This is a genomic window from Dyadobacter sp., from assembly GCF_039919315.1.
Taxonomy (GTDB): domain Bacteria; phylum Bacteroidota; class Bacteroidia; order Cytophagales; family Spirosomataceae; genus Dyadobacter.
Genome location: NZ_JBDSFX010000015.1, coordinates 1 through 14,359, shown reverse-complemented (window position 1 = coordinate 14,359; position 14,359 = coordinate 1). Strand labels below are relative to the sequence as shown.

The 14,359-nt window shown below is 44.4% G+C and carries 10 protein-coding genes and 2 tRNA genes; 8 read left to right on the top strand and 4 right to left on the bottom strand.

Going from position 1 to position 14,359, the window contains the following annotated elements; translation table 11 throughout:
• The first annotated feature begins 40 nt into the window (after window positions 1–40).
• Both ABIO93_RS04190 and ABIO93_RS04185 read left to right on the top strand, forming a co-directional pair.
• Window positions 41–129 (top strand) — tRNA-Leu (locus ABIO93_RS04190).
• A 259-nt stretch (window positions 130–388) separates the two neighbouring features.
• Window positions 389–3,331, top strand: a complete 2,943-nt coding sequence (locus tag ABIO93_RS04185) for a DEAD/DEAH box helicase (RefSeq protein WP_348064755.1) — start codon at window positions 389–391, stop codon at window positions 3,329–3,331.
• A gap of 103 nt (window positions 3,332–3,434) precedes the next feature.
• Here ABIO93_RS04185 and ABIO93_RS04180 read toward each other — a convergent pair whose 3' ends face one another.
• From ABIO93_RS04180 to ABIO93_RS04170, 3 genes are all read right to left on the bottom strand, one after another.
• On the bottom strand, window positions 3,435–4,730 hold the full coding sequence (locus ABIO93_RS04180) for an adenylosuccinate synthase (RefSeq protein WP_348064753.1): 1,296 nt from the start codon (window positions 4,728–4,730) through the stop codon (window positions 3,435–3,437).
• 79 nt (window positions 4,731–4,809) lie between these two features.
• Window positions 4,810–5,313 carry a transcriptional repressor gene (locus ABIO93_RS04175; protein ID WP_348064751.1) on the bottom strand — a complete coding sequence of 168 codons (504 nt, stop codon included), beginning with the start codon at window positions 5,311–5,313 and terminating at the stop codon, window positions 4,810–4,812.
• Window positions 5,314–5,439: 126 nt separating this feature from the next.
• Window positions 5,440–7,731, bottom strand: a complete 2,292-nt coding sequence (locus ABIO93_RS04170) for a bifunctional (p)ppGpp synthetase/guanosine-3',5'-bis(diphosphate) 3'-pyrophosphohydrolase (protein WP_348064749.1) — start codon at window positions 7,729–7,731, stop codon at window positions 5,440–5,442.
• A gap of 170 nt (window positions 7,732–7,901) precedes the next feature.
• Here ABIO93_RS04170 and ABIO93_RS04165 point away from each other — a divergent pair.
• Together ABIO93_RS04165 and tig are read left to right on the top strand one after the other, a co-directional pair.
• Window positions 7,902–7,983: transfer RNA gene (locus ABIO93_RS04165), tRNA-Leu, on the top strand.
• Between the two features lie 168 nt (window positions 7,984–8,151).
• The gene (gene tig / locus ABIO93_RS04160; protein ID WP_348064747.1) at window positions 8,152–9,501 is read left to right on the top strand and encodes a trigger factor; all 1,350 of its coding nucleotides are present in this window, start codon (window positions 8,152–8,154) and stop codon (window positions 9,499–9,501) included.
• An 85-nt stretch (window positions 9,502–9,586) separates the two neighbouring features.
• On the opposite strand, the gene ABIO93_RS04155 is transcribed toward tig, so the two are convergent.
• Entirely contained in the window at window positions 9,587–9,964 is a 378-nt protein-coding gene (locus ABIO93_RS04155; protein ID WP_348064745.1) for a helix-turn-helix transcriptional regulator, read from the bottom strand.
• Window positions 9,965–10,215: 251 nt separating this feature from the next.
• On the opposite strand from ABIO93_RS04155, the gene ABIO93_RS04150 reads away from it, so the two are divergent.
• From ABIO93_RS04150 to ABIO93_RS04135, 4 genes are all read left to right on the top strand, one after another.
• On the top strand, window positions 10,216–10,890 hold the full coding sequence (locus tag ABIO93_RS04150; protein ID WP_348064743.1) for an ATP-dependent Clp protease proteolytic subunit: 675 nt from the start codon (window positions 10,216–10,218) through the stop codon (window positions 10,888–10,890).
• Window positions 10,891–11,151: 261 nt separating this feature from the next.
• Complete coding sequence (gene clpX, locus ABIO93_RS04145; RefSeq protein ID WP_348064741.1) at window positions 11,152–12,396, top strand: ATP-dependent Clp protease ATP-binding subunit ClpX; 1,245 nt, start codon at window positions 11,152–11,154, stop codon at window positions 12,394–12,396.
• A 105-nt stretch (window positions 12,397–12,501) separates the two neighbouring features.
• Window positions 12,502–13,278: an SDR family oxidoreductase gene (locus tag ABIO93_RS04140; protein WP_348064739.1), complete on the top strand. Its 777-nt coding sequence runs from the start codon at window positions 12,502–12,504 to the stop codon at window positions 13,276–13,278.
• Window positions 13,279–13,411: 133 nt separating this feature from the next.
• Window positions 13,412–14,359: 1-phosphofructokinase family hexose kinase (locus ABIO93_RS04135; RefSeq protein ID WP_348064737.1), on the top strand; the 948-nt coding region annotated here is incomplete at its 3' end.

Sequence of the window (14,359 nt, the reverse complement as noted above, 5' to 3'; positions counted from 1 at the left end):
TTTCTCATAGGTACCAAAAGTTTCCCAACAAATGGTTAATGCCGGGGTGGTGGAACTGGTAGACACGCAGGACTTAAAATCCTGTGAGCCGAAACGCTCGTACGGGTTCGATTCCCGTCCCCGGTACCAATATTTTACAGTCTCTAAAAGCTAACATATCCCTGTTAGCTTTTTTTATTCCAAATTTCAATCCTTCAATTTGTAGAATTTAATGTATTTGATTGAATAATTTATTCTATATAATTATTTCATAAGACTTGCTCAGGCTGGTCTTTTTTTTTGCCCTCATTTAACCTATATTTGAAGTTTTCCAAATTGCAAAGTGGCTGCTTTTAATTTCATTCAACCCTTTGATCATCAACACTCCATCATTAGCCAACGATAAAAAATGAAAGTCTCTCCCTCAGAACCATTTAAGATTGTCTATTCAATTCTGAATCATGAGTATTTGGGGTACATCTTCGAGTCATTTGTGGTGCAGCTGAACCATCAGGGCGACTTTTCATTTCAGATACAAAACATTTCTTCCAAAAATATCAAAGAATTCCGCGCGGGACTCGATAACAGGGATTTTGAGCTGGTCGGGCTGATCGATGATATTCAGCAGGACGCCGTTCTTAGAAAGTTTAATACCAAAAAGCTGAATGCCGTCGATTTCTTTCTCAAAGTTTACGATCCGCAGAAAGGCGATAAAGTGATCCAGGAAACGATTGCGGGTTATCTGGAAAATTGCAAAGCGCGCATTCTCGAAAGATTGACCGGCAAAGACCTGTTCATCATGGGTAGCGACGGTAATCCGTTATGGAAACCGGTCACCTGGGAAACTGAAAAAGCCACGATCCGTTTCCATTTTATCCGGAATGAAGACAACACCCATTACTTCCCGACGATCAGACATCAGTTTCAAAAGCTTGATTTTCAATATAAAAATGCTTTCCTGATTTGTGAAGATCCGGCCTGGCTTGTGCTGGATGGACATTTATACCATTTCGAGGGCAATGTAGATGGAAAAAAGATCAAGCCGTTTCTAGCCAAGAAATTCATCGCCATTCCCGGCCAAGTTGAGGAGCAGTACTATGGCCGTTTTGTCGCGCCGCTCATTGCGTCGTATGATGTGGTAGCAAGAGGATTTGAAATCCGGAATGTGTCTTCGTCCCCCAAAACGGTACTGACTATTTCAGAGTACATAATAGCTTCCAAAAAGGCTCCGGCGCTCTTTCAGGGTTCGGACGAAGTCGACATCATTGAAGAAGAAGACAATGATGTCGCTTTTGATCTTTCATTTCAGTATGCCAATTTTTCATTTCATTATGACAGCTTCGCCCATCCATCCAGCGTTCACATGGAAAAAAAGGGCAATGATTACCTGTTTAATAAAGTAAAGCGGAACATTGAAATTGAAAGTCAGCATGTGCGGCTGCTGAAAGAATGGGGGCTTAATATGCGAAACGGCAAGATACAGATGCCGAAATCTCAGGCTTTCGGATGGCTTCAAAGCAATGTGGGCACGCTTTCTGAAAACGGTATCCTGGTACGACAAAATACCGCCGACGCAAAGCGATATTTTCTGGGCTATTCATCTCTCGACATTTCGATTCAGGAAGGCAGAGACTGGTTTGACATCAACGCAAAAGTAAAATTCGGGGAGTTTGAGATACCATTTATCCAACTCAGAAATTATATACTGAACCGAAAAAAGGAGTTTATCCTGCCCAATGGTGAAGTAGCGGTGATTCCGGAATGGTGGTTTACCAAATATTCGGAATTCTTCTCATTTACGGAACATCATGGTGACGACGACAATTTGCGTTTGCGTATGCATCACCTTGCATTGGTTCAGGAACTGAAAGAAGAAAATCTCGCCACCGCAACGATTAGCAGAAAACTCGAAAACCTTCGCGATTTCAACCACATTGAATCCGTCGAGCCGCCGGTTGGATTCGAAGGGATTTTGCGTCCGTATCAAAAAACAGGGTACGATTGGCTCCAATTTTTAAAGCAATACCGGTTCGGAGGATGTCTTGCAGATGATATGGGCCTGGGTAAAACGGTGCAGACGCTTGCATTGCTGCAATACGAAAAGGAAGCGGGTACCAACCGACCTTCACTGCTCATTATGCCTACTTCCCTGCTTTACAACTGGCAGCTGGAAGCGAAACGTTTCACGCCTGAAATGAGGGTTATGCTGTACACGGGTACTAGCAGGGAGAAAGACACGTCGCAGTTTGATCAATACGATCTCATACTGACTTCTTACGGGATTGTCAGGCTGGACATTGACATACTGGAAGACTACCGGTTCAACTATGTGATCCTGGACGAATCGCAGGCCATTAAAAATCCCGCATCCATTATTACCAAAGCTGTCAGAAAGCTAAATTCTGCCCAGCGACTCGTACTAACTGGTACTCCGATTGAAAATAACACATTGGATTTATGGTCTCAAATGTCTTTTGTGAATCCCGGGCTACTTGGTAGTCAGTCATTTTTTCGGGACGAATTTCAGATCCCGATTGAAAAAAGAGGTGATGAAGAAAAGACAAAGAAGCTTTACAATCTCATCAAACCATTTATTCTGAGGCGCCTAAAATCGCAGGTCGCTACTGATCTGCCTGAAAAGGTGGAAAGCATCCAGTACTGTGATATGTCGGAAGAACAGGAAAAGGCTTACGAAGAAGCCAAAGCCTACTATCGAAATCTCATCCTGCAAAGTATTGATACGGACGGAATATCTAAGTCTCAGCTGGTTGTTTTACAGGGACTTACCAAGCTGCGACAACTTGCCAACCATCCGTTAATGGTTAATCCTGAATATGCGCACGGCTCCGGGAAATTTGAAGACGTGCTGTACAAGATGCAAACGGTCATCAGCGAGGATCACAAAATTTTGATATTCAGCCAATACATCAAACACCTGGATCTTTTTCGCTCCTATCTCGACGAAAAAGAGATTACCTATGCCTACCTGGATGGCTCTACCCGAGACCGCCAGGAGCAGGTAGAAACTTTCCAGAATAATGAGGGCATTAAAATATTCCTGATTTCCCTAAAAGCCGGCGGATTGGGGCTTAACCTTACCGCCGCGGATTATGTATTTATCCTGGACCCATGGTGGAATCCTGCCATAGAAGCTCAGGCCGTGGACAGGGCGCATAGAATCGGGCAAGACAGAACGGTTTTCACCTATAAGTTTATTACCAAGAATACTGTAGAAGAAAAAATTCTGGCATTGCAGAGAACCAAGAAGCAGCTAGCCGACGACCTGATTTCGAATGAAGAAGGTTTTATTAAGTCGCTAAGTAGGGAAGATGTGTTGAATTTGCTGGCTTAGTAATAAAATTTGTCAACCTGAGTGGCCGACATTATTTAGATTGTCACACTGAGCGGAGTCTAAGTGCATATGCACTTAGACTCCGCTCAGTGTGACAAATTGCTTAAACCGACAATGTCGAAGCCTCCCGGCTTATTAATGCCTCCCTGTCTGGTCCTGTTGAAATGAATGTGATTGGCAATTTCAACTCCTCTTCCAAAAACTTCACATAAGCCACTAATTCTTGTGGGATAGCATCAAAATCATGAATACCATCCAATGATGTCTGCCAGCCTTCAAAATCTTTGTACACCGGTACAACTGTTTCATCACACAGGTCGTATGGAAGGTGGTCAGTCAACGTGCCATCGGGAAGACGGTAGTTGGTGCAAACGCGGATATTATCAAAAACCGTCAGGACATCTACCTTCATCATGATCAGCTGCGTAACACCATTGATCATAATGGCATATTTCAATGCAGGCAGGTCCAACCAGCCACAGCGACGGGGACGCCCGGTAGTAGCGCCGAATTCACGGCCTTCCTGACGCATTTTCTCACCCGTTTCCTCCAATAGTTCAGTAGGGAACGGGCCGCTTCCCACACGTGTGCAATAAGCTTTAAATATCCCGAAAACCTCTCCTACCTGGCTTGGAGCAATGCCTAGACCCGTGCAAGCACCGGCTGCCATGGTGGTAGAACTTGTCACGAATGGATAAGATCCGAAATCAATGTCAAGCAAAGAACCTTGTGCACCTTCTGCTAAAACAGTTTTCGAGTTTGCTAATGCTTCATTTACAACATATTCGCTATCAACTAACGAGAATTGCTTCATGAATTCGATTGCTCCAAAGAAATTCTCTTCTGACTTTGGAAGTACCTCGGAATAATCGAAAGAATAGAAATCTAAAATTACTTTGTGTGCATCAACCAGCTTTTTGTATTTAGCTGCAAAGTTCGGAGAAAGCACATCTCCAACACGCAGGCCTAATCTTGCTACTTTATCCTGATAAGCCGGACCAATTCCACGCAAGGTTGAACCAATCTTGGAATCACCTTTCGAGCGCTCGTATGCTGCATCCAGCAAAGCGTGCGTGGGAACGATGATCGATGCTTTTTTGGAAACAAATAAGTTACTGATCAGGTCCAGGTTGTATTTTGCCAGATTTTCAATTTCTCGTTTAAAAACAATTGGATCCAGCACAACACCATTCCCAATGATATTTTGGATATCGCTGCGAAAAATACCGGAAGGAATCTGGTGCAGAACATGCTTGATCCCGTCAAATTCCAATGTATGCCCGGCATTAGGTCCACCCTGAAAACGGGCTACAACCTGATAACGTGGTGCCAGAACATCCACAATTTTACCTTTTCCCTCGTCTCCCCATTGAAGACCAAGTAGTACGTCAACTTTCATTCAATTTTTGATTACTGAAACTAAATATGGTGTAAGGTTGGACCGGGAGAAGGTACCTGCCGGTCCTGATGATAATGCATTATCGGTCTTCGAATACCGCCGAAGCTTCCTGGGCCATTTCATTCCGGTTCTGGCAATTTTCCTTAGTGCAGTTTCCATAAAAAATAAGCGAATGGTGCATCACGCTGAAATTCAGCATTTCTCCTACCATGTTCTGAATCGACTGGATCCGTGGATCGCAAAACTCCATTACTTTATGGCAGTCCGTACAGATTAAATGGTCATGCTGTTTATTGCCATAGGATTTCTCGAACTGGGCCAGGTTTTTTCCAAACTGATGCTTGGTAACCAGGTCGCAATCAACCAGTACATCCAATGTGTTATAAACAGTAGCGCGGCTTACCCGATAGCGTTTATTTTTCATGCTGATATAGAGTTCATCTACATCAAAGTGATCTTCCCTGGTGTAGATCTCTTCCAATATCGCAAAACGCTCAGGTGTTTTACGTAGTCCTTTGTTTTCCAGGTAAGCCGTTAAGATTTTCTTTGCGGCTTCGAAATTTGGTTTGCTGGCTTGTGGCATATCTCTGATATTCTTGCGCGAAAATACGCTTTTTTACTTAAATCACAGTTACTGCGGAAGTCTTACTTAGACTATCCTGTTAAATACCAATTCAATAACATTTGCCGATCGTAATGGTTCAATCGGTTATTTGCCGCTGAGATTGGTATCAAATCTTTGCACATTATATACTCCTTCTACGTGTTCAAGCTTCCCGATCAGAATGTCCAAATGTCGTGTATCCTGCACGTAAAGCTTGATATCGCCATTAAAAACACCATCTTTTGTATCAATGGTCAATCCCCTCATATTGATGTGCAGCTCATTGGAAATAATCCTCGTCACGTCATTAACCAGGCCTACGCGATCCGTTCCCGAAAGATAAAGTCCGGCCAAAAATGCCTCATCTTTGCTTGATTCCCACTTGGCCTTAATGATGCGGTTACCATGCTTGGACATCAGTTCCGCTGCATTGGGGCAAGTAGTCCTGTGGATTTTGATGCCTTCATTAATGGTCACAAAACCAAAAACGTCGTCACCGGCAATCGGATTACAACATGGGGCCAATTTATAATCGATCTTATCCATGTCATCACCGATCAGCAAAGTATCGCTGTCGGCCCGATCACCGTGGATATGCTTCAAAAACTTAGTGAGCGTTTTTCCATCTCCGCTTCCGCCGCCTGGGGCAGGTGCATTAGCATTATTATCGCTAGTCTTACGCTCCTTCGCTTCCTTATCGCGCTTAAATCTCTTTAATTCATCCAGTTGAATGTAACCTTTCCCAATCCTGTAAAAAAAGTCAGCGGCAGTTTTACATTCAAAAAAAGCACGCAGCTGGTTCACAACCTCAGCGGTAAGGTCAATGCCAAGAATTTTCAGTTTCTTCTCAACCATCTGCCGTCCGTCAGTCTCATAACGGCGGTTATCTTCTTTGAGAAAATCCTTGATCCTCGCCCGGGCTTTGGAGGTAACCACGATCCGCAGCCAGTCTTCATTAGGCTTCTGTTTCCCAGAGGTAATGATCTCGACCTGATCACCATTATTGAGCACATAACTGATCGGCACCAGTATCCCGCCCACTTTGGCTGCCATGCAATGCGCCCCTACTTCAGAATGTATATCAAATGCAAAATCAAGCGCCGTGGCACCGCTTTGCAATACTTTCAATTCTCCTTTTGGTGTAAAAACAAACACCTCCTCATTGAAAAAGTTGCTCCTGAACTCGTCAAGGAACTCGATAGCAGCTGTTTTATCACCAAAACCATTTTCCAGCGTCTCGCGCACCTGCGTGATCCATTGTTCAATGTTACCCCGCACTTTGGTATCGTTACCTTTGTATTTCCAGTGAGCCGCATAACCTTTTTCAGCAATCTCATCCATCCGTGAAGTCCTGATCTGAACCTCCACCCACTGCCCGCTTTTACTCATTACCGTGGAGTGCAGCGACTGATAACCATTAGCACGTGGTGTGCTCAAAAAGTCCTTTAACCGGTCCGGGTTTGGCTTATAATGATCTGTTACAATGGAATACGCCTGCCAGCAGATCGCTTTTTCACGGTCGTTTTCCGCCGAAGATTCCAGTACGATCCGGATGGCAAAAAGGTCATATATTTCTTCGAAAGGCTTATTTTGCTTCCGCATTTTGTTCCAGATCGAATAAATCGATTTGGGACGTCCTTTCAGTATAAAGTTCAGCCCAGCTCCTTCCAGGTCTTGCGCGATCGGCTCCATAAATTTTGCAATGAAGCGATCACGGATACCTTTCGTTTCTCTTAGTTTTCTTGCAATCGCGCGGTACTCCTGTGGCTCGGTATATTTCAGGTACAGTTCTTCCAGCTCGGATTTGATACTGTAAAGTCCCAACCGGTGAGCCAGTGGTGCGTAAATAAAAATAGTCTCGGAAGCGATTTTCAGCTGCTTGTCCCGTGGCATACTATCCAACGTACGCATATTATGCAGCCGGTCCGCGAGCTTCACGAGGATAACCCGCACGTCGTCTGACAATGTCAGCAACATTTTTCGGAAATTTTCTGCCTGCTGAGAAGAGCCGTATTCAAACCTTCCTGAGATCTTCGTCAGCCCATCAATGATCTTCGCAACTTTTTTTCCAAACAGCCGTTCGATGTCCTCAATACGCATATCCGTATCTTCAACAACATCATGCAAAAGTGCTGCTACAATACCTGTTGTACCCAAACCAATCTCTTCTACAACGATCTGGGCAACGGCAAGCGGGTGGTATATATATGGTTCTCCCGATCGGCGCCGCATGTCTTTATGCGCTTCAACGGAAGTATAAAAGGCTTTTTTGATTAGTTTGGCATCATTATCCTTTAAAAAAGGCTTGGCTGTACGTAATAGCCTGCGGTATTTTTTAAGGATATCCTTACGCTCCTGTTCCAGATCAATGGTGAGGGATTCAACGAGTTGCTCCACTGCTATATTCTAATTGGTATGCTTCACCAAAATAACAAATTTTAGCGACATTTTTCAATATAGTTTTACCAAAAGATAAAATTTTAAAAAAAGTTTGGATGTATCTAAAAAATAAGAATACCTTTGCACTCCCAATTCGACAAAAGGCGTCGAAAGAGGAGTATAAGTGAGCGGGCGTGGCGGAACTGGTAGACGTGCTAGACTTAGGATCTAGTGCCGCAAGGCGTGGGGGTTCGATTCCCTCCGCCCGTACAAATTACAAGGGAATGACGGGGCGTCAGATTCCTATCTCAATTTAGAAAGATGAACTGCTCCGAAAGTTAAACCCGTCAAATGCCCTCAGGACTTCGTTTTGAGGGCATTTTTGTTTTTCTTTTCTATTTTAATCTTAAAGGTTTTTACCATTAGCATAAGCGACACATGGAAGTTTTGTTAGAAAAAAATTCGCCAACATTAGCCTCTCTGAAAGTTACGTTGACCAAAGAAGATTATCAGCCGAAAGTTGATAAAGTGATCAAGGATTACTCCAAAAAGGTCAATCTGAAAGGTTTTCGTCCGGGTAAGGTGCCATCGCATGTGATTCAGCGCATGTATGGTAAAAGCATTTTGGTTGACGAGGTGAATAACCTGTTGAGCACTGCGGTGAGCAACTACATCAGAGAAAATAAACTGCAGGTAGTAGGTGACCCTGTTCCTGATCGCGAAAAAGCGGCTGAGGTAAACTGGGACAGCCCAAGCGCATTTGAATTCAGCTACGACCTCGGTGTTGCAACTGATTTTGAAGTAAATCTTGCAGAGCTTCCTGCTGTAAAACGTTACACGATCAATGTGGACGACAATGAACTGACTAAAACAATTGACAACCTTCGCGAGAGATTTGCAGAAAGCCTTCACCCTGAGGTGAGTGAATTGGGCGATATGATCTTCGGTGAATTGAAACAGGAATCTTCTGAATTCACTACCCGTACTGCCATCCCTACCAAGCAGGTTAAGGAAGACAGTCTTTCGAAATTTATCGGTGTCAAAAAAGACGATGTAATCGTGTTTGATATCCAAAATACATTTAACGATGAAGCGGCAATCGCTCACGTTACCGGTAAGAAAAAAGAAGATACTGCTGCACTTTCAGGCGACTATACCCTGATCGTTGAAGATGTAACCCGTTCTGCTCCGGGAGAATTGAACCAGGAATTGTTTGATAAAGTATTAGGCGCTGGTCAGGTTGAAAACGAAGAGCAGTTCAACGAAAAAGTGCTTGAAATCATCAAAGGAAACTACGAGCGTGAAACAGAAGCGCTTTTACGTCGTGATATCGAAACTGCTTTGCTTGACAGTATTGCTATCGAGGTTCCTGCTGACTTTTTGAAGGACTGGCTGGAACGTACCAACGAAGGCAAATTTACCCGCGAGCAGATCGAGGAGCAATTCGAAGATTTCCAGAAATCATTGAAACTGAGCCTAATCAAAAATAAGATCGCTGATAAAGAAAGTGTGAAAGTGGAATACCCTGAGATCCTTGCATTTACGCGTGAAATGGTGAAAGGCCAATTCGGGATTTATGGTGACGACGAAAGCATGAAAGAAACCATTGACCGTGTGGCACAAGGTTACCTTGCTGACAAAGAGCGTGATAACTATACTAGCATTTTTAACCAGGTTTTTGATAACAAAATTTTAGAAATCATCCGCAGCCAGGTTAGTACCGACGAGCAAACTATCGAAGTGAGTGAATTTGAGAAACTGGCAAAAGGCGAAGAAGTAGCTGCCTGATCTTCCAATTCATAAAATATTTTTTTTCACTGGCCCGCACAGGGCGTCTCGGTTTTCGGGCGCCTTGTGCGGGCCAGTGTTTTTTTTAGAAGCCGATTCTTTCTCTTCCCTCTCCTATCTCGCGGACAATGCCTTCTCCAAACCATTGCCTGAACTTAATCTTCCACTGATCCAGCTCATTCTGCAATCTTCTGTTTTCGGCCAGTATCCTCGTGTTTTCCTGCCGCAACCATTCCGTTTCCGATATGGACATCGCGTCGAAGCCCAGCAATTCATGCAGCGGTACGTCCAGCAACTTGGCGACATTTTCAAGGCGGGAAACTGATAGTTCCGTCCGGCCCCGTTCCATATCGCCATAGGCCGTGGTAGACAAACCGAGCATATCAGCCATATTTTCTTGGGAAAGGCCTTTTTGCATTCGGATTTGCCTTATTTTCTCTGATAAGTTAGATGCAACATTCATATGCTACTGTATGTTATTCCGTTGTAAAACCAATTTATAATGCAATGTAATCACCACCTTCTCAACTGATCCTCGCAATTTTCGATAATTTATCACAAGAATAGACAAGGATTATTCAATGATTTAGTCAAATTTGTGTCAAGTAAAGAATCAGTAAGCGGGATTATAAACAGAAACTAACATAAATTACTTTTTGTTCTTTCAGTTATCTGCCCTTTAAATATAAATTCAATTAAAATTTAAGTTTATCGATGAATCACGGAAATGAATTTAGAAAATATGCCGTTCACCACCTAGGAATGAATGGTCTTACAGTAGACGGTTACGTAAACCACACCATTGATAACATGACCCGCTCGGTGATCGAAGAGCGTCCGATGAACTTCCGTGAAGTGGATGTTTTTTCACGCTTAATGGCCGACCGTATCATTTTTATGGGAACGGGAGTGGACGATAATATCGCAAACATCATTGTTGCCCAGCTTCTTTTCCTCGAATCAGCCGATGCTAAGAAAGACATCCTGATGTACATTAACAGCCCGGGTGGCTCAGTTTACGCAGGTCTTGGGATTTATGATACCATGCAGTATGTACGTCCTGACGTAGCAACCGTGTGTACGAGCCTTGCTGCTTCCATGGGAGCGGTATTGCTGGCAGGCGGCGCGGCAGGAAAGCGCTCGGCACTTCCTCACGCCCGTGTGATGATCCACCAGCCATCAGGTGGTGCGCAGGGAACTTCGGTTGATATTGAAATCACTACCCGCGAGATCGTGAAGTTACGTCATGAACTGTACGAGATCCTTGCTAACCACACAGGACAGTCTGCCGAGCAAATCGCGATTGACTCTGACCGTGACAAATGGTTGAAAGCCACAGAAGCAAAAGAATATGGTCTGATCGACGAGGTGTTGACGAGAGACAAATAATATTGATCATTCTTTTCAAGAAAGCACCCGGCAGCACGTCTGTCCGGGTGCTTTTTAGTATGTGGTAGGCCAGCAATTTGGTATCCCGACTAAAAAACTTGAAATTTGTACCAATCGTAATCACCGTTTCAGGTACAAAAGATTTTTGAAACAATAATTTAAGTCTTATTGTTAAAAGAATTCACGATTTAATATCGGTTTGGAAACAGTAATCCTGAACATTACAAACCGGAAATTCCAATAACTGTTTATATCGAATCAATGGCACAAGTAAGTTGTTCGTTCTGCGGACGTAAAAAAAACGAAGTAGATTTATTACTCTCCGGAATTGATGCACATATCTGTAACCACTGCATTGCGCAGGGTCATCAGGTAATTACTGAAGAATTGGGTTCTAAGGAAGATAAGAAAGAGAAAAAGACGAAGTTGCCCAAACTGAAACCCATTCCTCCAACCGAAATCAAGCATTTTCTAGAACAATATGTGATTGGACAGGATGAGGCGAAACGTTCGCTGGCAGTAGCAGTTTATAACCACTACAAAAGGCTGAACCAACCCACTACCGATGACGACGTGGTGATTGAAAAGTCAAATATCATTATGGTAGGTGAAACCGGTACCGGCAAAACCTATCTCGCCAAATCCATTGCACGCATTTTACAGGTTCCTTTCTGCGTGGCTGACGCTACCGTTGTAACAGAAGCCGGTTATGTCGGTGAGGACGTTGAAACGATTCTTACACGTCTGCTGCAAGCCGCAGATTACAATGTTGAGGCTGCCGAGCGTGGCATTGTTTACATTGATGAAATAGATAAAATCGCCCGCAAATCAGATAATCCATCCATTACACGTGATGTGAGCGGAGAAGGTGTTCAGCAGGCGCTCTTGAAATTACTTGAAGGTTCTTCTGTGAATGTACCGCCACAAGGAGGACGCAAGCACCCGGACCAGAAAATGATCACACTTAACACTGAAAACATTCTTTTCATTTGCGGAGGTGCTTTTGACGGTATCGAAAGACATATCGGTAAAAGGATCAATACCCGGCCGATCGGGTTTTCAGGCGATAACCGGATCATTGAAATTTTTGATAAAGGCAATCTAATGCGTTATGTGACGGCAATGGACCTTAAATCTTTCGGGCTAATCCCTGAATTGATCGGCCGTCTTCCGGTACTTACCCATTTGAACCCATTGGATCGCGAAACTTTGCGTCGCATCCTGACTGAACCTAAAAATGCTTTGGTGAAGCAGTACAGCAAATTATTTGCGATGGAAGGCATTACATTGCATTTCGAAGAAGCAGTTCTGGACTTTATTGTAGACCAGGCGATGACTTATAAACTTGGAGCACGTGGGTTGCGGGCGATTTGCGAATCGATCATGACCGACGCGATGTTTGACCTGCCTTCACAAAAAGATGTCAAAGAATTTACTCTTTCTCTGGACTACGCGAAAGATAAATTTGATAAATCTTCGATGGCACTATTGCGCTCCGTGGCCTAAACGGCAATAATCATTTTTTCAAACGACCTGTGTTCCCAAAGTGGGCACAGGTCGTTTCATTTTTTATATCAATAGCCCTATTTTGCAGGAAAATTGAATCAGAGAATGGAAAATTGGTTAGCAAATAAGTCTATTGTAATTATTGGAGGAACGACTGGGCTGGGCTTTTCTGCTGCCAAAGCTTTTGTAAGAAATGGTGCAAATGTGGTCGTAGTAGGCCGGAATCCTGAAAACTGCCTCGTTGCCGAGCTGCATCTGGGCCATACTGCTCGTGCTAAACAAGGCGATGCCACTCACCCACAAACTGCATTGGATGCTATCCAGCTTTGTATCAGAGAGTTCGGAAGCTTCGACGGCCTTTATCACGTAGCCGGCGGTAGTGGTGAAAAATTTGGCGACGGACTGTTACATGATCTGTCACTGGAAGGCTGGAATAAGACGCTTGATCTCAACCTGACGTCCCTTATGTTGTCGAACCAGGCGGCGATCCGGACATTTATGGGAATGAATAAAGGAGGTACGATCCTGAATATGAGCTCGGTACTAGGATTTTCGCCAGCTTCGCGTCATTTTGCCAATCATGCCTATGCTACTGCTAAATCGGCCGTGATTGGTTTTTCAAAATCCATTGCAGCTTCTTACGCTTCAAAAAATATTCGTGTCAATGTGATCTCGCCCGGTATATTGGAAAGCTCGGAGGATAAAAATGACCAGGCCGACAAATTTGTTGTCAGCAAGCAACCGTTGGATGGCGGTCGGTACGGCACACCGACGGATCTGGACGGCGCCACGGTTTATTTAATGTCTGATTATTCTAAATTTACGACAGGCCAGATACTCACTGTGGACGGCGGATGGGACATTACTGACGGGCAATTTTAGAGTTTACGACTGCTTACTGTGTGAAGAAATTGACGTGAACGCTGAGAACACCGCTTTTTTTCTTTTATTCGCGTAAATTAGTTCAACAGGCTTTTTCTATTCTGTTGGTTTTAACTCAGAAAACCGTACTTCTATGGCAACCGGACCGATTGTAACCCTCACAATAAATCCTGCTCTTGACAAAAGCTCTAATGTCGCACGCATCGTACCCGATAATAAACTGCGTTGCGAGACACCGAATTTTGAGGCAGGAGGCGGAGGGATCAATGTGGCCAAAGCCATTCATAGATTAGGAGGAAACCCGGTCGCGATCTTCACCATCGGCGGCCCAACCGGTCAACGCCTTCATAAGCTCGTAAAAAGCGAAGGCGTCGAGACCATGGTCATTGAAACCAAACAATGGACGCGCGAGAATTTTCACGTGCTCGAAACCAGTACCGGATTTCAATACCGGTTTGGAATGCCCGGAACGGAAATGATGCCGACCGAGGTTCGCGCCATTCTGGAAACCATGGAAGAGCTGGATCCGAAACCATCCTATATTATCGCCAGCGGAAGCCTCCCTCCTGGGGTACCGGCAGATTTTTATGGACAAATTGCCAAAATCGCCCACAACCAGGGAGCCCGTTTCATTGCAGATACCTCCGGCGACGCACTTCGCTATGCTACCGAGGCGGGAGTTTACCTCCTTAAACCCAACATTACCGAGCTAAGTGAGCTGGTAGGCGTTGATAAGCTTGAAATGGACGAGGTGGACGACGCCGCGAGAGCCCTCATCATACGTGGGCAATGCGAGATCGTGGTAGTTTCAATGGGCGCAATGGGCGCCATACTGGTTACAGAAGATCAGGTTGAGCATATCCCTGCCCCGCCGGTTCAGCCCAAAAGTACGGTCGGTGCGGGCGACAGTATGCTTGCAGGCATCGTCTGGACACTTTCTCAAGGTAAATCTTATCGTGAAGCTGTACGGATGGGAGTGGCTTGTGGCTCAGCTGCCACCATGAATTCCGGTAGCGAACTTTTCAGAATGCAGGATGTGAACCGCCTCATGGACTGGCTCAGCCGATACGAAAAACGCTAC

Excerpts from the sequence above, each read along its gene's own strand:
- ABIO93_RS04155 (WP_348064745.1), bottom strand. The coding sequence starts at position 9,964 with ATGAATGTTGCATCTAACTTATCAGAGAAAATAAGGCAAATCCGAATG.
- ABIO93_RS04140 (WP_348064739.1), top strand. The coding sequence starts at position 12,502 with ATGGAAAATTGGTTAGCAAATAAGTCTATTGTAATTATTGGAGGAACG.
- tig (WP_348064747.1), top strand. The coding sequence starts at position 8,152 with ATGGAAGTTTTGTTAGAAAAAAATTCGCCAACATTAGCCTCTCTGAAA.
- ABIO93_RS04185 (WP_348064755.1), top strand. The coding sequence starts at position 389 with ATGAAAGTCTCTCCCTCAGAACCATTTAAGATTGTCTATTCAATTCTG.
- ABIO93_RS04180 (WP_348064753.1), bottom strand. The coding sequence starts at position 4,730 with ATGAAAGTTGACGTACTACTTGGTCTTCAATGGGGAGACGAGGGAAAA.
- ABIO93_RS04150 (WP_348064743.1), top strand. The coding sequence starts at position 10,216 with ATGAATCACGGAAATGAATTTAGAAAATATGCCGTTCACCACCTAGGA.
- clpX (WP_348064741.1), top strand. The coding sequence starts at position 11,152 with ATGGCACAAGTAAGTTGTTCGTTCTGCGGACGTAAAAAAAACGAAGTA.
- ABIO93_RS04175 (WP_348064751.1), bottom strand. The coding sequence starts at position 5,313 with ATGCCACAAGCCAGCAAACCAAATTTCGAAGCCGCAAAGAAAATCTTA.